The organism is Arthrobacter sp. AOP36-C1-22 (assembly GCF_052377515.1).
In the GTDB taxonomy this organism is placed as follows: Bacteria; Actinomycetota; Actinomycetes; order Actinomycetales; family Micrococcaceae; genus Arthrobacter_H.
Genome location: NZ_JBQSWW010000010.1, coordinates 16718 through 33189 on the forward strand (window position 1 = coordinate 16718; position 16472 = coordinate 33189).

The 16472-nt window shown below is 65.2% G+C and carries 13 protein-coding genes; 8 read left to right on the top strand and 5 right to left on the bottom strand.

Features of this window, described 5'->3' with window-relative positions; translation table 11 throughout:
• The first annotated feature begins 19 nt into the window (after positions 1–19).
• From ACT3S6_RS07570 to ACT3S6_RS07580, 3 genes are all read left to right on the top strand, one after another.
• Complete coding sequence (locus tag ACT3S6_RS07570) at positions 20–1054, top strand: hypothetical protein (RefSeq protein WP_444554445.1); 1035 nt, start codon at positions 20–22, stop codon at positions 1052–1054.
• Positions 1051–2295, top strand: a complete 1245-nt coding sequence (locus tag ACT3S6_RS07575; RefSeq protein WP_444554446.1) for a DUF6716 putative glycosyltransferase — start codon at positions 1051–1053, stop codon at positions 2293–2295. The genes ACT3S6_RS07570 and ACT3S6_RS07575 overlap by 4 nt, the downstream gene beginning before the upstream one ends.
• Positions 2296–2396: 101 nt before the next feature.
• Entirely contained in the window at positions 2397–3482 is a 1086-nt protein-coding gene (locus tag ACT3S6_RS07580; RefSeq protein ID WP_444554447.1) for an inositol-3-phosphate synthase, read from the top strand.
• 67 nt (positions 3483–3549) lie between these two features.
• On the opposite strand, the gene ACT3S6_RS07585 is transcribed toward ACT3S6_RS07580, so the two are convergent.
• The 4 genes from ACT3S6_RS07585 to ACT3S6_RS07600 all read right to left on the bottom strand — a co-directional run bounded on the left by ACT3S6_RS07585 (position 3550) and on the right by ACT3S6_RS07600 (position 8180).
• Positions 3550–5211, bottom strand: coding sequence for a formate--tetrahydrofolate ligase (locus ACT3S6_RS07585; RefSeq protein WP_444554490.1), 1662 nt, complete (start codon positions 5209–5211; stop codon positions 3550–3552).
• Between the two features lie 404 nt (positions 5212–5615).
• Positions 5616–5768, bottom strand: coding sequence for a hypothetical protein (locus ACT3S6_RS07590; protein WP_444554448.1), 153 nt, complete (start codon positions 5766–5768; stop codon positions 5616–5618).
• 365 nt (positions 5769–6133) lie between these two features.
• A complete protein-coding gene (locus tag ACT3S6_RS07595) occupies positions 6134–6724 on the bottom strand; it encodes a histidine phosphatase family protein (RefSeq protein WP_444554449.1) in 591 nt (196 codons plus the stop codon).
• Complete coding sequence (locus ACT3S6_RS07600; protein ID WP_444554450.1) at positions 6717–8180, bottom strand: CCA tRNA nucleotidyltransferase; 1464 nt, start codon at positions 8178–8180, stop codon at positions 6717–6719. Before ACT3S6_RS07600 ends, ACT3S6_RS07595 begins: the two co-directional genes overlap by 8 nt.
• Positions 8181–8277: 97 nt before the next feature.
• On the opposite strand from ACT3S6_RS07600, the gene ACT3S6_RS07605 reads away from it, so the two are divergent.
• From ACT3S6_RS07605 to trxA, 5 genes are all read left to right on the top strand, one after another.
• Entirely contained in the window at positions 8278–8805 is a 528-nt protein-coding gene (locus ACT3S6_RS07605; protein ID WP_444554451.1) for an NUDIX hydrolase, read from the top strand.
• Entirely contained in the window at positions 8795–10498 is a 1704-nt protein-coding gene (gene murJ / locus ACT3S6_RS07610) for a murein biosynthesis integral membrane protein MurJ (protein ID WP_444554452.1), read from the top strand. Before ACT3S6_RS07605 ends, murJ begins: the two co-directional genes overlap by 11 nt.
• Positions 10499–10596: 98 nt before the next feature.
• Entirely contained in the window at positions 10597–12225 is a 1629-nt protein-coding gene (locus ACT3S6_RS07615; RefSeq protein ID WP_444554453.1) for an ABC transporter substrate-binding protein, read from the top strand.
• Positions 12226–12339: 114 nt separating this feature from the next.
• Entirely contained in the window at positions 12340–13320 is a 981-nt protein-coding gene (gene trxB / locus ACT3S6_RS07620; RefSeq protein ID WP_444554454.1) for a thioredoxin-disulfide reductase, read from the top strand.
• Between the two features lie 28 nt (positions 13321–13348).
• Entirely contained in the window at positions 13349–13672 is a 324-nt protein-coding gene (gene trxA, locus ACT3S6_RS07625) for a thioredoxin (RefSeq protein WP_444554455.1), read from the top strand.
• Between the two features lie 1214 nt (positions 13673–14886).
• Here the strand turns inward: trxA and ACT3S6_RS07630 are convergent.
• A complete protein-coding gene (locus ACT3S6_RS07630; RefSeq protein ID WP_444554456.1) occupies positions 14887–16005 on the bottom strand; it encodes a ParB/RepB/Spo0J family partition protein in 1119 nt (372 codons plus the stop codon).
• Positions 16006–16472 lie beyond the last annotated feature (467 nt).

Consider the following 16472-nt stretch of genomic DNA (forward strand, 5'->3'; position numbering starts at 1 on the left):
GCTGCCCGAGGGCGCGGGAATGAACGGTCGGGCCCGCCGGGTGGCGTTGGTGCCCCAGGTCCAGCGGCCGCGCTTCGGGCGGGCCGACGTCTGGGTGGAATCCCCGCTGCAACTGCTCAGCGCCATCGAGGCCCACGGGGCGGGACTGCTGGGCCGGCACTCCACCATCCACCCGCGCGGAGGCACCGCCGGCATGGACACCACCGTGCGCGCCCTGATGGCGCAGGCGCCCCCGGGGGTCGGTTTCAGCGGTCCGGGCCCACAGGAACCCCCGGCCCCGGACCGACCGGCCGACCGGTGGGTCACCGGTGATGCGTTCTCCGGAAGGATCCAGCGTCGCCTCATGGGTCCGGTGCATGCCGAGGAGTTCGTGATCATCGACGACGGGTTGGCGACGGTGAAACTGCTGCAGTTGCTCACCGGGGACCGCCCGGTCCCGCTGGTGCGCTCCCGCGGCCCCCGGAGCAGCTCCCGCAACGCCCTGGGGGTGGCCAGCTGGTATCGCCTCCGCGCCCTGGCCCGCCAGGGGCGGCTGCTGGCCTGCACCGCCCTGCCGATCAGCCACGGGGTCGAACAGGCCTTCCGTCAGCTCGGCGGGCATCTGGAGCATCACCGGTTCGAATGGCTGGGCACCCAACCGGTGACCGAACGGTTCCTCGAGCCCACGATCGTCGTCGGGTCGGCCCTGGCCGCCGACGGACTGATCGGTCGCGCCCCGTACCTGTCCTGGGTCCTGGACCAGACCGGCGACGGACCGGTCGGTTATTTCCCGCACCGTCGCGAGGACCCGGGGTTCCTGGCCGAACTGGCCCGGCACCCGCTGATCACCGTGCACCCGAACACCATCCCGGTGGAAATGCGCCTGCGCGGCCTGCGCCGGGGGCAGCGGGTCACCGCCCTGCCTTCCACGGTGCTGCCCTCGTTGCGCCTGCTGTTGCGTCCGCGGCAGGTAGCAATCACCGGACAGCCGATCCCCGGACACTGGTGGACCGATGCCGCCTCCCCCGCCCTGCGCGCCCACCTGGGGACGTCCGTGGAGGAGCCGGGCTCGTGAGCATCCCGCCGCAGGCCCCGCCCCGCATCCTCGCCGTGGCCGATAGCGATTCGTACTTCAAGTTCGCCTGCGCGAGCGTCGATGCCCTCGGCCCCGGCTGGGACCGCCGGGTGGTCCTGGCCCGCACCCCCCTCCTGCCGACGACCGAACAGCGGGCCGGCGCGGTCGCCGGGACCTTCCTGGACGGGGCAGGGCCCACCACCGTCCTCCCGTTGCATCGCCTCGGGCCCCTGCTCGACTCCGCCGATGTGGTGTTGGGTGCCGCCACGGGCCCGGTGGTCCAGGAGCTATTCCACCGGGTCGCCTCCCGCCGGCGGGGGTGCCGCAGGAACACCGCACTGGTCTCCGCCCTGCCCGGGGTCGCCTACCCGGCCACGGAGAAGGCCATGGACTTCCGCGCCCTGGGGGACCTCTTCCTGGCCCATGGACTGGCCGAGGCCCGGGATTTCTCCGGGGTGCTGTCCCGGTTGGGCAGCGACCAGCCGGTCCTGGCCACCCGACTGCCCTTCCTGGTCTCGCGCGGGGAACCGGTCAGGGATGCGACGCCGGTGGACTCGGTGGTCTTCGCCGCCCAGGCCAAGTTCCCGTTCCACCGGACCGACCGTGAACGGATCCTGAAGGCACTGGCCCGCACGCACCGGGCGAACCCCGGGGTGGAGGTCATCGTGAAATTGCGGGCCCGCGACGGCGAACCGCAGACCCACCGCGAGGCCCACCCCTACGACCGGCTCTGGGCCGGATTGACCGCCGACGGCGCGGTGGCCGGGGATGAGGTCACGTTCGCGACCGGGGCCATGGCCGCGGTGCTGCGGCCGGGGACCCTGGTCGTGACGGTTTCCTCCACCGCCGTCCTGGAGGCGGTGGACCGGGGTCTTCCCGCCGTCGTCCTGACCGATTTCGGTCTAAACCGAGCACTCTACAACCTGGTGTTCGACGGCAGCGGGCTGACCGGGTCGTTGCAGGACGTGGAGGAGTTGAAGGTGCTGCGGCCGGAGCCCACCTGGCTGGCCGAGCACTACTTCCACCCGCCCGACGCGGTGGCCTCCGGGGCCTTGGAACAACTGGCCCGGCGCGCCCGGGCAGGCGCCTTGACGACCTCCCCGGAGGCCCTGGCCCGCACCGGTCGGATGGCCCTGCACCACCGGTTGCGCACCAGGCTTCCACGGCCCCTCCTGCGCCTGGTCCGTGGCCTGCCCCACCGGCGGTTCCCGGCCCGCGCCGACCCCCCGAACGGCCGCTGAAGGACCCGGGGCAAACCACCCGGGAATAACCGGGCCGCCGCGTCACTTAGAATCGTTGTGGCCTTCGGCCGCCCAAGAACCGTTCTGCTGTAGGAGTCACTGTGTCGGGAAACCCCATTCGGGTCGCAATCATTGGTGTGGGGAACTGCGCCACCTCGCTCATCCAGGGCGTTGAATACTATAAGGATGCGGACCCGGAGACGAAGATTCCCGGTCTGATGCACGTCCAGTTCGGCAAATACCATGTCCAGGACGTCTCGATCGTCGCCGCCTTCGACGTCGACGCGAAGAAGGTCGGACTGGATCTCGCCGAGGCCACCACCGCCAGCGAGAACAACACCATCAAGATCGCCGACGTGCCCACCACCGGCGTCACCGTCCAGCGCGGGCACACCCTGGACGGCCTGGGCAAGTACTACCGCGAGACCATCAAGGAGTCCGACGCCGCCCCGGTCGACGTCGTCGCCGCGCTGAAGGAATCCGGCGCCGATGTGCTGGTCTGCTATCTTCCGGTCGGTTCCGAGCAGGCAGCGAAGTTCTACGCCCAGTGCGCCATCGATGCCGGCGTCGGCTTCGTCAACGCCCTGCCCGTCTTCATCGCCGGGACCAAGGAATGGGCCGATAAGTTCACCGCGGCCGGGGTGCCGATCGTCGGAGACGACATCAAGTCCCAGATCGGGGCCACCATCACCCACCGCGTGATGGCCAAGCTCTTCGAGGACCGCGGTGTGACACTGGACCGGACGTACCAGCTCAACGTCGGCGGCAACATGGACTTCAAGAACATGCTCGAGCGTGAACGCCTCGAATCCAAGAAGGTCTCCAAGACCCAGGCCGTCACCTCCAACACCTCGGCACAGCTCGGCGCCGACGACGTGCACATCGGCCCCTCGGACTATGTGGCCTGGCTCGATGACCGCAAGTGGGCGTATGTGCGCCTGGAAGGCCGCAACTTCGGTGACGCCCCCGTCTCGCTGGAGTACAAGCTCGAGGTCTGGGATTCGCCGAACTCCGCCGGAGTGATCATCGACGCCATCCGTGCCGCCAAGATCGCACTGGATCGCGGCATCGGCGGCCCGCTGCTCTCGGCGTCCTCCTACTTCATGAAGTCCCCGCCGGAGCAGTTCAACGACGAGGCGGCCCACGAGAGCGTCGAGGCGTTCATCCGCGGCGACATCGAGCGCTAGGAACCACGGCCCAGAATGCGACGGCGGCCGGCCCCTTGAACAGGGGCCGGCCGCCGTCGTCGTCTGCTCAGAAGAGTCCTACGGCATTCCCGTTCCCGTCCACATCCATGCGCATCGCCGCCGGGACCTTGGGCAGACCCGGCATGGTCATGACGGCCCCGGTCAGCGCCACGATGAACCCGGCCCCGGTTTTGGGGATCAACTCACGCACCTGGAGGGTGAACCCCTCGGGGGCGCCCAGCAGTTTCGCGTCGTCGGAGAACGAATACTGGGTCTTGGCCATGCACACCGGCAGCGAATCCCACCCGTTCTCCACGATCCCGGCCAGTTGCCGGCGCGCGCTGGCCGAGAATTCGACGTCGGCACCACCGTAGATATCGCGCACGATGGTGCGGATCTTCTCCTCCACCGGCAGCTCCAGGTCATAGAGGTGGTGGAAGTCCGAGGGCCCTTCCACGGCGGCCAGCACCTTGGCGGCCAGTTCCCCGGCCCCCTCGCCACCACGGCCCCAGACGTCGGCCACTGCCGCCTCGACCCCTTCGGCGGCGCACCAGTGGAGCACGGCGTCGAGTTCGGCCTGCGTATCCGTGGCGAACTGGTTGATCGCCACGACCGGGGCCAGCCCGAACCGTCCGATGTTGCGCACATGCCGGGCCAGGTTCGGCAGCCCCCCGCGCACGGCCTCCACGTTTTCCGGTCCCAGCCCATCCTTGGGGACTCCCCCATGCATCTTCAACGCCCGGATGGTGGCCACCAGCACCACGGCGGACGGCGGGCAATCCGCATAGCGCGCCTTGATGTCCATGAACTTCTCGGCCCCCAGATCGGCGCCGAAACCCGCCTCGGTGACCACCACGTCGGCCAGCCGGCGGGCGGTGTTGGTGGCGATGGCCGAATTGCAGCCGTGGGCGATGTTCGCGAAGGGGCCGCCGTGGACCAGTGCGGGGGTCCCGGCGATGGTCTGGACGAGGTTGGGTTCGATGGCGTCCTTGAGTAGCAACGTCAGCGCCCCCTGGACGTCGAGTTCGGACACGCTGACCGGCCGGCGGTCGAAGGTGTACCCGATCGTCATCCGTCCCAGCCGCTCGCGCAGGTCGTCGAGGTCGGTGGCCAGGCAGAAGACCGCCATGACCTCGGAGGCGACGGTGATGTCGAAACCGTCCTGCCGGGGCATTCCCTCGGTGGGTCCACCGAGACCGATGACGATGCTGCGCAGGGCCCGGTCGTTGACGTCCATCACGCGTTTGAAGGTCATGCGCCGCGGGTCGATGCCCAGCTCGTTGCCCTGCTGGATGTGGTTGTCGACCAAGGCCATCAGCAGGTTGTTGGCACTGGTGATGGCGTGGAAGTCACCGGTGAAGTGCATGTTGATGTCCTCCATCGGCAGCACCTGCGAATATCCACCGCCGGCCGCCCCGCCCTTCATCCCGAAGATCGGCCCCAGCGACGGTTCCCGCAAGGCGATCATCGTGCGGGTTCCGGTGGCGGCCAGGGCGTCACCGAGACCGACGGTGACCGTGGACTTGCCTTCCCCGGCCGGGGTGGGGGACATCCCGCTGACCAGGACCACCCGTCCCGGACCCGAGCTGGCCTCGGGCAACCCGGCCCGATTGATCTTGGCCTTGTACCTCCCGTAGTTCTCCAGCGCCTCCGCCGGAATGCCGGCCGCTGCGGCGATCTCTTCGATCGGCTTCAACGTCGCCCGCTGGGAAATGGCCAGGTCGTTCATGGCCTCCGGGGCACTATCGGGTTGCTCGGCGGTACTGCTCATCTGCTCACGGACCTTCCCGGCCATCGGCCGTCATGTCGTCCGGCGGACCACCTTGTCACGCCGGTGACCCCCAAGCTACCAGCGATCCATGGCGCCGTCCCGGGATCGCGGGCCACGTTTTAAGCGGCAAAGCCCGCCGGTGAAGCCGGCGGGCTTTGCGGTGGGGGCGGATAACCCGTTCATGCTCTTCCTCCTGGGGGTCGGTCGCTGATCTGGCCGGATGAACCGGCGGCGTACCGACTTAGCGAAAGCGGAAAAGCATTTCCGGGGGGAGCTGGGATTCGAGGCGGGTCCTGGGCTCGGGGTTATACAAGGTGTTCAACCATTGCGGGCCCAGGGGCTTCCTACGTCTGTTCTGCACGTCATTCACCTCCCCGGTACACATCGGGGCGGGTGGGCTGGCGGGCAGCCGAGTCGTTCATCAGGGGCCGGGCGCGGAGGACGTCGGGGCCGGTGACGAAGAGTTCGGCGGAGCGGGGGCCGGAAGGGCCGGTGGTGCTGGATTGCGCGGACATCGCTGTTCCTTCGTTCGAAACCTCGGGGTGGGGAGGCCTGGAACAGCTGCGCTGGTGTCTAGCGGTTCGCCGTTCCGGGGGCGGGGATCAGGGCACGATGACGGGGTCCGGCAGCGTGCGCAGTGGTAGCCACTGCCTGCGTGTTCTGGATGATCATCACGATTCCCACCTCCTTCGGTGAACGGGCCGAGCGCATCGGCGGTCAATAGGTCCACGGGTCGAAACATCTCATTGAGATCTCTCAATCACCGTTAACAAACTAACCCGGGATCGGCCTCGAGCGCCAGCCCGGGCCGGAAATTTTCTGTGATTCGTGCTGGACCCCGGCGCGTCGGCGACGACACGCCGGGTTCGTCGGCGGGCGGTTACAGTCCCCAGGCCTCGACGGCGGGGGTCTTCTTATCCCAGCCCAACCGGCAGACTTCCGCGGTGCCCAGCAGGAAGTGGCGTCCCTGTCCTGCTCCGAGCCCCAACCAGGTCGCCGCGAGGATGCGGGAGAAGTGGCCGTGGGAAAAGAGCACGGCGTTCCCGCCATCCGCCAGCTCGCTGCGCACCCGTTGCACGATCCTCTCGGCGCGGACCCCGACCTGCTCGATGGTTTCCCCGGCCGGGACCCCGTCATCCCAGATCAGGTAGCTGGGGTTCCTTTCGCGCACCTCGGCCGAGCGGACGCCTTCGTAGTCCCCGTAGTCCCACTCATGGGCGTAGTCCACGACTTCGGCACCGGGGAATCCTGCGAGTTCGGCGGTATGCCAGGCGCGTTGGGACGGGCTGGTCATCACCAGGTCGAAGGAGGTACCGGCCTGCTGGATGCTGGTCAGTTTCGCGCCGGCGACCCGGGCTTGCTCCTCGCCATGGGGCGTCAGCGGAAGATCCGTCAGCCCGGTGTACTGGCCGCTGCGCGACCATTCGGTTTCCCCGTGGCGGACCAGCCATAGGCGCGGCAATTCACTCATCGTTCATCCTCTTCTCGTCCGTTTCCTGCTCGGGTCCCTGCCCGGACCACCACTCGACCAGCGCCTTCGACGCGGCCTCGGGCCCCATCGGGCCATGGTCCAACCTCAGGTCCAACAGAAACTTATAGGCCCGCCCGACCTCAGGGCCGGGCCCGATCCCCAGCAGTTCCATGATCCGTCCACCGTCGAGGTCGGGACGAATGGCGTCCATCTGTTCCTGCTCGGCCAATTCCTCGATCCGGCGTTCCAGGTCGTCGCAGGCGAAGGCCAGGTATTCGGCCTTGCGTCGGTTGCGGGTGGTCACGTCCGAGCGGGTCAGCCGCAACAGGCGTGGCAGCACCGATCCGGCATCGGTGACGTAGCGGCGCACCGCAGAGTCCGTCCAGCCGGCGTCCCCATACCCATAGAACCGCATATGCAGTTCCACCAGGCGGGCCACCGACTTGATGGTGTCGTTGTCGAAGCGCAGCGCGCGCATCCGCTTCTTGGCCAGTTTGGCGCCGACGGCATCGTGGTGGCGGAAGCTGACCGCCCCGTTGGGTTCGAAGCGTCGGGTCGCCGGTTTGCCGATATCGTGCAGCAGCGCGGCGAAGCGCAGTACGAAGTCGGGTCCGGGCACCTCGCCCTCCGCTCCGGTCTCCAGCGAGGCTGCTTGGTCCAGGACCTGGAGGGAGTGTTGGTAGACATCCTTATGCCGGTGGTGTTCGTCGACCTCCAGGCGCAGAGCGGAGACCTCGGGCAGCACGTGGTCGGCCAATCCGGTGCGCACCAGCAGGTCGACGCCCTCCCGCGGGTGGCGGCCGGTCATCAGCTTGATGAGCTCGTCGCGGACCCGTTCGGCGGAGATGATGTCGATCCGTGCCGCCATATCGGTCATCGCGGCTTCGACCTCGGGGTCCACCGTGACCCCCAGCTGGGCGGCGAACCTCGCGGCCCGCATCATCCTCAGGGGGTCATCGGAAAAGGACGACGCCGGGGTTCCGGGGGTGCGGATCAGCCCCTGTTCCAGGTCCTTGAAACCCCCGTAGGGGTCCACCAGTTCCAGCTCGGGCAGGCGCAGCGCCATCGAGTTCATGGTGAAGTCCCGACGGTACAGGTCCTCCTGGAGCGAGGTTCCGAAGGCCACCACCGGCTTGCGGGAAGCCGGGTCATAGGCGTCCGCCCGGTAGGTCGTGACCTCGATCGTGTGTTCGGCACGGCGCAGGGCGATGGTGCCAAAGGCCCGGCCGACCTCCCAGGTGGCGTCCGCCCATCCGGCGACCACGGCCAGGGTCTGGTCCGGATCTGCGTCGGTCGTGAAATCCAGGTCCGGTGAGACGCGGCCCAGGAACAGGTCCCTGACCGGGCCCCCAACCAGGGACAGGGCGTGGCCGGCCGCGGTGAAACGGTCGGCCAGTTCGAAGACGACGGGGGGAAGGAGCGTCCTGAGGGCGGATGGTGCGGGTAGCTGCTGCATAGTCCGTTAAGCTTGTCAGATTTTTCCGCCGGCGCCTGACGCGCGGCGTACGCGGGGCGGGCACATGTGCACAGCAAAGATGGATAGAGTGGTTTCCATGGCCCATCCAGTACCTCGCGCTCCGAAGCGCACACCGCTGAACGCCTCCATGGCGTCTGCGCAGCCGGGCCAGCATTCCCTTCCCACCGTCGAGGAAATCTCCTCCGGCGGAGTCATCGTCGATACGGCGCTGCCCGGACTCCCGGTGGCAATCATCGCCCGCTACAACCGGGGTGGCCGGCTTGAATGGTGCCTGCCCAAGGGCCACCCCGAGGGCGAGGAGACCAATGAAGCGGCCGCCGTGCGGGAAGTGGACGAGGAAACCGGCATCGCCGGACGGATCCTCGCCCCGCTGGGCAGCATCGACTACTGGTTCACCGTGACGAACTACCGCGTGCACAAGACGGTCCACCATTTCCTGCTCGAAGCCACCGGTGGAGAGCTGACCGTCGACAACGATCCCGATCACGAGGCAGTGGATGTCGCGTGGATCCCGATCGCCGAACTCGGCAGGAAGCTCTCCTTCCCCAACGAGCGCCGCATCGCGGAATTGGCCCGGGACGTCCTCGCTCAACATGGCAACTGAGACCACCACGGACCGGAAAGCTGGTTCGAACGCCAAGGCTTATCACCTCATGGCCTCGGGGACCATTGTGTCCCGGGGTCTGGGCTTCGCCCGGACGGCCCTGTTGGCCTTCGCCATCGGATCGAATGCCATGGTGGCGGACATCTTCGAAAAAGCCAACGTCATCCCCAACATCATCTTCATGCTGCTGGCAGGAGGCATCTTCAACGTCGTGCTGGTCCCGCAGCTGATCAAGGCCTCGCGGGCCGCGGACAAGGGCTCGGACTACACGAGCCGGCTCATCACGCTGACCATGGTCGTCATGGGTGCCTTCACCGTGCTGTTGACCCTCGGGGCCGGCCCCATCATCACCATCCTGACCAAGGACTGGTCGGAGCCGATGCTCACCCTGGGCACCGCGTTCGCCTATTGGTGCCTACCGCAGATCTTCTTCTACGGCGTCTACGCCGTCGTCGGACAGGCCCTGAACGCCCACGGACGCTTCGGCGCCTACATGTGGGCGCCGGTCGCCAACAACGTCGTGCAGATCCTGGTCATCATCGGGTTCATGATGTCCTTCGGCAAGTACGACGGCGATCCGGACCAGTTGGCGAACTGGACATCGATGCAGACCCTCTGGATCGCCGGCGGTTCGACCCTGGGCATCGTGGTCCAGGCGCTCGTGCTGTTCATTCCGCTGGCCCGTTCAGGTCTGCGGATCCGTCCCAAGTTCAACTGGCGGGGCATGGGGTTGCGCCATGTCGGGAAGCTGGCGATCTGGACGCTGGGTTCGATGACCATGGGCAACGTCGCATCGTTGATCTACGCCCGGCTGGTTTCCAGCGCGGCGAACGCGCGCAGCTCCCTGCCCCCGGGGGAACGGGCGGGCGTTCCGGGCGAACAAGCGCTGAACGCGATGCAGCTGGTCACCGTCCTACCGCACTCCATCTTCGCCTTGTCGCTGGCCACCGTCCTGTTCAATGAACTCTCACGGGCCTTCGCCGACAATAAGCGGGAGAAGGTCGCTCCCGCCCTTTCCCAGGGACTCCGCACGACGGCGGTGCCCGTCGTGTTCGCCACGGTCGCCTTCATCGTGCTGGCCGGACCCCTGGGCCTGCTCTTCGCCGGCGGCGGGAAGTATTCGGTGGTGGCCGGCGCCGCGATCGGGCAGCTGCTGCTCCTGACGGCGCTGGGTCTGCCCTTCAAGAGCATCCACTTCTTCCTCATCCGGGTCTTCTTCGCCGAGGAGGACACCAAGACGCCGATGATCATCCAATCCTCGATGGCCGTCGTCGGCGTGCTCATCGCCTACGCCCTGGCCGCGGCCCTGCCGGCGGCCAAGATCGCCTTGGGGATCGCACTGCTCTACGGGGTCACGAACATCATTTCCGCCGTGATCGCCCATGTCCTGGTCGTGCGCCGCTACGGCGACTACGGCACCAGGGAGGTCGTGAACACGTATATCCGGATCGGCTGGTACTCCGCCATTTCGGGGGCCGTCGGGGCCCTGGTGCTCTGGTTCATGGGCGGATACACCAGCGGATTCGCCTGGGATTCAATCTTCTCCGCCCTGATCAGCATCGCCGTCGTCGGCAGCGTGATGGCCGTGGTGTACCTGCTGTTGTTGAAGGCCGCCAACGTGCCGGAACTGGACGATTTCATCGGCGGGGCAGCCAAACGCATCCCGGACCTGGGCAGAAGGTTGCGCCGCTAGGACACAATGTCCCGCCCGCCGGGCGCGGACACCGGTAACATGGTCGAAGCACAGCAGCAGCGTGCCCAGCTACACACCACCAAACCCGGGAGTAAATAGTGTCGCAGCCCATCGATGTCGGAGCCGTTCTTGGGGGCCGGTACAAGGTCACCGAACTGGTTTTGACCTCCGCCGACGGCGACGCGGTCCTGGGCGGGATGGATCAGGTGCTGAACCGTTCGGTGAGCATCCTCGTGGCTTCACCGGAGAACGCGAGCCAGGTGGCGACCAGCGCCCGGGAGATCGCGACGGGCGAGCGTTACGGGACCATGCAGGTCCTGGACCTGGGCATCTCCGACGGCAGCACCTACCTCATCACGAACACCGCCAGCCCGGCCGATCTGCTCGACCTGGTCATCCAACGCGATGCCCCCTTCATCGAACCCTTCTACACCGACACGCTGGGTTCGGAGATCTTCGGGGTCACGCGCAGCGCGGAACCGGAAGTCTACGACGACGAAGAAGAATACTGGGAAGAACTCCAGGCCAATGAAGAGCGCAATGTCGGAGGCCGGGTCGCCAAGAAGCTGACCGGGTTCACCAGCCGTTGGGGGCGTGGTCGGAAGGATTCGGCATCCCCCGAGGCGGACGAAGAGGCCGAAGGGTTCGCTGCGGCCGCCGACGAAGCAGCCGCCACCGACGCGGAGGACCACGAGCCCACGGATTCCGCCCCACCGACGGCGGCAGCCAATGTCCCGCCGCGGCCGCAGATACCACCCACGTCCCCCGCGTCCCCGACGGACTCACCCGATCCCGCCGACGACGACGCCACCGGTGAAACGGAGAAGGTCTCCCTCTGGGGCACCCCCGCAGATGATGTTTCGACTCCCGCTCCCCAGGGTGACGATGCCGGCGACGCCAGCCTGGCGGCAGCGGGTGCCGCGGCCGCCGGAACGGCAGATCACGAGAGCCAACCGGTCGAAGCGGAACACTACGAACGTCCCGCAGCGGTCTTCCCCGCCGGAGCCCGTCACTTCTCCGCCCCCGATGAAGAGGCCGACGAGGGGGACCCGGAGGAGAAGGCCGCAGGAGGTGGCCTCAGCCGCCTGCTTGTCGGTGCCTTGCTGGTGGTGGTGCTGGTCGTCGCGGTCGTGATCGCCTTCAACACGTTGGGCTCCAACGACGCTCCCAAGACGGCCGCGGAAACCAGCCAGGCAGCCTCCTCGCAGGAGGCTTCCTCCAAGAAGGCCGAGTCCCAGGAAGCGACCCCCGAGGCGGCGGCCACCCCCGAGGTCACCGGGATTTCCCGGGTCGTCCCCGGCAACCAGGAGTTGAACTCCGAAACGGACTCCACATTGTCCAACGCCATCGATGGCAACCAGGGCAGTTTGTACCGTTCCTATTCCTTCACCACCCCGCAGTTTGGCGGCTTCGCCTCCAACATGATCCTGGTGGTCGAGCTGAAGGAGGAGGCCACGATCTCCGAGGTCGAATTGTCGGGGCTCAATGGCACCGGCGGGGCCTTCCAGATCAGCGTCGGTGATTCCGACGACCTGGGCTCGGCCACTGAAGTCACCTCGGGATCCTTCACCGGCCCCACGGTCACCGTTCCCGTCGCCGGGGACGATGACCAGAAGGTGACCGGCAAATACGTGTTCTTGAACATCAACGAGCTTCCCCGTTTGGCCACGACATCCAATAGCTCCCGCCCCTACGGGCTGCAGGTCGCGGAGATCAAGGTGTCCTAGCACCACCGAGGGAATAGAGCCCTGCACCGCTTCGTTGTGCAGGGCAAGAGATCATCAAAACCCCGTGCATCGCACCTGCGAGACCCCACGGGCTGAGAGGGAGGGACACACCGCGTGGCAACAGATACACCCGATGCCGTTCGCGACGTCATCATCATCGGTTCAGGACCCGCCGGGTACACGGCAGCCGTCTACACGGCACGGGCCAATCTGGCCCCGCTCGTGGTGGCCGGATCCGTCACCGCCGGTGGCGAGCTGATGAACACCACTGACGTCGAGAACTTCCCCGGATTCCGTGAGGCAATCCTCGGACCGGACCTCATGGACAACATGCAGGCCCAAGCCGAGCGCTTCGGCGCGGAGATCCAGTACGAAGACGTCTCCACCGTCGACTTGGAGGGTGACATCAAAACCGTCATCCTGGCCAGTGGCGAGGTCTACCGCGCCCGCGCCGTCATCATCTCCACCGGTTCGGCCTATCGTGAATTGGGCTTGCCGAACGAGAAGCGGCTTTCCGGACACGGTGTGTCATGGTGTGCCACCTGCGACGGCTTCTTCTTCCGTGAACAGGAGATCGCCGTCGTGGGCGGAGGCGACTCCGCCATGGAGGAGGCGCTCTTCCTTACGAAGTTCGCTTCGAAGGTCACCGTGATCCACCGGCGCGATGAGTTGCGGGCTTCACGGATCATGGCGGACCGCGCCTTGGCCCACCCGAAGATCGAATTCGTGTGGAACTCCGCAGTCGATGATGTGCTGGGCGCCGAAAAGGTCACCGGCCTGAAACTCCGCAATCTCCTGGACGGCAGTGAGTCCGAGCTCGAGGTGACCGGCGTATTCGTTGCCATCGGCAACGATCCGCGGACCGAACTGGTCAAGGACCAGTTGCCCGTCACGGCGGAAGGCACCATTGCCGTGGAGGGCCGGACGTCAAAGACGCGCCTGCCAGGCGTCTTCGCCGCCGGTGACGTCATCGACCCGACCTACCGTCAGGCCGTCACTGCCGCCGGCTCGGGCTGTGTGGCAGCACTGGACGTCGAACACTATCTCTCAGGTCTGCCTGTCCCGACAGAGCAAGCCGCAGCAGTTTCCAACTAGAACTCCCCCTCGGAAAGGACGACCAATCATGAGTCAGGCAAAGGACGTTACAGACAGCTCCTTCCAGGCCGACGTGCTGGATGCACCGAAGCCCGTCATCGTGGACTTCTGGGCCGAATGGTGTGGGCCCTGCCGCCAGCTGTCGCCCATTCTCGACCAGATCGCCGCAGAGCACGCCGATAAGGTCGACGTGGTCAAGGTCAACGTCGATGACAACCCCGGAATTGCCGCAAAGTACGGCATCACCAGCATCCCGGCGGTCTATGTCTTCGACAAGGGCGAACACGTGGCCAGTTCCATTGGTGCCAAGCCCAAGCAGGCGCTTGAGCAGGAGTTCGCGGCCTTCCTCTAGAAGGACGCAGCCGGCAATGCGCCGGCACTCCACGACCGAAACGGGGCCGCCTACCATGCAACATGGAAGGCGGCCCCGTTTTTATGCCCGGTGCGGACCGCGGGTCCTTCCCGCGGATGCTCGGAGGACGGCGAGAAGCTTCCCCACCACGTCACTGGACCCCTTCGGACCACTGCTCACGCCGGGGGCTCCGCCGGGCGCCGTCCCCCTGGCTCCAGGAAACTCCGTTCGCGCCATGGTCAAACTACCCCCTCAGACGCCCTGCTCCGTCAACAGCAGCCGACGACGGTGCCATAGGACATCCACCGCGCTCAATGCATCACTATCTGACGCAGTATCCCGGTGTTCCCAGCCTGTCCGGGGGACCCAACAGACGCGGGACCAGCACTGGATCCCTCAAGACCGGGCCCAAAGACCCTCGATACCAACGGGATCAGTTGCGTTTGTCTCTTCTCTCCTTTTCAGTAAATGATTTCTCATCAACGCGCTCACCGAACCAACTTTCTATGGATTCCTGGTCGGTCCGGTCACGAGAGATGCAATGGATGAATTTCACTGATTCCACGATCCAGGGCCCTCATCCGAACCCGTCGAGCGACCATCCACCTCGAACCATCGTTTCACGTGGAACATCCTCCAAGCATGAATCTCGTGCAAGCGTCATAACTTATCCACAAGATATGCACATTGTTAATATTCTGGGGATAACGAAGTCTCCGGCGGTCGCTCACGCCCAGGCGACGTGCGAATCAGGCACTCAATAACTCGGGTCGAACCAGTCGCGTCGATGGGGACATTGATAACTAATCGAGTCTCAAGAGTACGGTCGTAGTCCAGCCCACCACCACATCAAAGGCGTGAGGCTGCAGTCCACGTTTCACGTGGAACATCGTTGCGTCAACGGCTCGGATGGTCGCGTCAGTGAATCGGCCGTACACGACGCCAAGATCATTGATTTGGCTTCAACTGATACCCCGCGTCCTTTGAACGCACCCAGGCAATAGCTACTACCGGGCTCCCGAATACGGTCGCGCTTCACGTGAAACATAGGATTTATGGATTTTGTCGGACGAGAGCGCTCACTTGGTTCCCTTTTCCGACTCCGTGCCTACTCTGACAGGGGACTGTCTACAAGTTTTTCGGAACTACGGCCGGGCGGGGATAAAAGAAGCGGGTGGGTTTCACGTGAAACCCACCCGCTCGACTGACGAACACTACTGCTCAGCAGATGGCGCTATGACTCCCATGATTCGATTCAGATCATCGACCGAGCCGAATTCGATGCTGACGCGACCCTTTTTTGCTCCGAGGCTGATCTTGACATTGGTTTCCAGATGATCTGACAACGAATTGGCCAAATAATCGAGTCTTTCGTGCCGTGCAGTCGAACGCGGAGCCTTTTCCTTCGGCTTGCGCCGCAGACCATCATTCATCGCTACGATCTCTTCCGTCGCCCGGACCGAGAGACCCTCGTTGACGATACGCTGCGCTAGTCGCTCCATATCCGCGACATCTTCAAGTCCGAGGAGGGCACGAGCATGACCTGCGGATAGCACACCGGCAGCAACCCGTCGCTGAACCAGGGCAGGCAGTCGCATCAGACGAATAGTGTTGGAGATCTGTGGCCGGGAACGACCAATACGCTCAGACAATTCATCCTGAGTACAGTCGAACTCCTGCATGAGTTGTTGATAAGCCGCCGCCTCCTCCAGGGGATTCAACTGCGCACGGTGTAGGTTCTCCAACAGCGCATCTCGCAGTAGTGCGGTATCCGACGTCTCCCGCACGATTGCCGGGATGGTCGTCAGGCCGGCTTCCTGGACAGCACGCCAACGCCGTTCACCCATGACGAGCTCATAGAGTTGATCTCCACCTTCATCCGATGGACGCAGCACGATCGGCTGCAGAAGTCCGACTTCGCGAATCGAGTGCACGAGTTCAGCCATGTCATCATCATCAAAGACGGTACGTGGCTGCTTACGGTTCGGGTGGATGCTCGCGACAGACACTTCCGCGAACGTCGCCCCGGGTACCGCGACCAGCGTTTCACGTGAAACATCGTCCTCTGAAGATCGAGACTCACCTGCCGTCGAGGACTTATCGTCAGCAACACCCTTCCGAGATTCAGCTTCCTCATCGGTATTTGGTCCTCTGGACCCTACCGCCTGATCGGAGGGATCGGTTGCTGGATCACGCGAGGTCCGCACGTTACCGAGCACGTTCGGAACAGCTACACGGCGGTTCCTGGGTGTGGCTGGCTTGCGATCAGAATCAGCGATCTCATCGCCCGGCTTTCCTTCTTCAGTCCCTCCCTGCTCTGAGCTGAAGAACATATCAACCGGACGACTCCTCCGTGAAGGCTGCTTCGTTGTAGAACTGGGACGCGTCGACGACTTCTGTGCCTCCTTAGGGGTCTTCGGCGGTGTTGCCGCCCCCTTATCGATATCATCAGGTGTCGAGGATGCATAAGAGGTCTTCCCCGGACTGGTCGCCTGGCTGGAGGAACTACTCTTCCTCTTTGTTGGTGGTGTTTCACGTGAAACAGAAGAAGTGGACGAACCCTTGGATCCCTTGGAATCGGATTCACTCTCGATGTTCACTGCTGAAAGAGCACCATTCGGCCGGCCTGCATCATGACTCGTCTCCGCAGGTGAAGACGCCTTAGGAATGCCCTCTGACGACGAAGAAAGCCCATTATCAACCTGAGAGGGCTCTTCTTCCTCGTTTGACGGACTACCAGAGATCAGGGCACCAAGCCCACGTCCCAAACCGCGCCGCTTCTCAACCATTCGTCGTCCTC

What these genes read in the sequence shown, in the direction of transcription:
- ACT3S6_RS07570 (WP_444554445.1), top strand. Translation starts at nt 20, where the DNA reads ATGAACGGTCGGGCCCGCCGGGTGGCGTTGGTGCCCCAGGTCCAGCGG.
- ACT3S6_RS07585 (WP_444554490.1), bottom strand. Translation starts at nt 5,211, where the DNA reads ATGAACGACCTGGCCATTTCCCAGCGGGCGACGTTGAAGCCGATCGAA.
- ACT3S6_RS07590 (WP_444554448.1), bottom strand. Translation starts at nt 5,768, where the DNA reads ATGTCCGCGCAATCCAGCACCACCGGCCCTTCCGGCCCCCGCTCCGCC.
- ACT3S6_RS07595 (WP_444554449.1), bottom strand. Translation starts at nt 6,724, where the DNA reads ATGAGTGAATTGCCGCGCCTATGGCTGGTCCGCCACGGGGAAACCGAA.
- ACT3S6_RS07600 (WP_444554450.1), bottom strand. Translation starts at nt 8,180, where the DNA reads ATGCAGCAGCTACCCGCACCATCCGCCCTCAGGACGCTCCTTCCCCCC.
- ACT3S6_RS07605 (WP_444554451.1), top strand. Translation starts at nt 8,278, where the DNA reads ATGGCCCATCCAGTACCTCGCGCTCCGAAGCGCACACCGCTGAACGCC.
- murJ (WP_444554452.1), top strand. Translation starts at nt 8,795, where the DNA reads ATGGCAACTGAGACCACCACGGACCGGAAAGCTGGTTCGAACGCCAAG.
- trxA (WP_444554455.1), top strand. Translation starts at nt 13,349, where the DNA reads ATGAGTCAGGCAAAGGACGTTACAGACAGCTCCTTCCAGGCCGACGTG.
- ACT3S6_RS07630 (WP_444554456.1), bottom strand. Translation starts at nt 16,005, where the DNA reads ATGTTCTTCAGCTCAGAGCAGGGAGGGACTGAAGAAGGAAAGCCGGGC.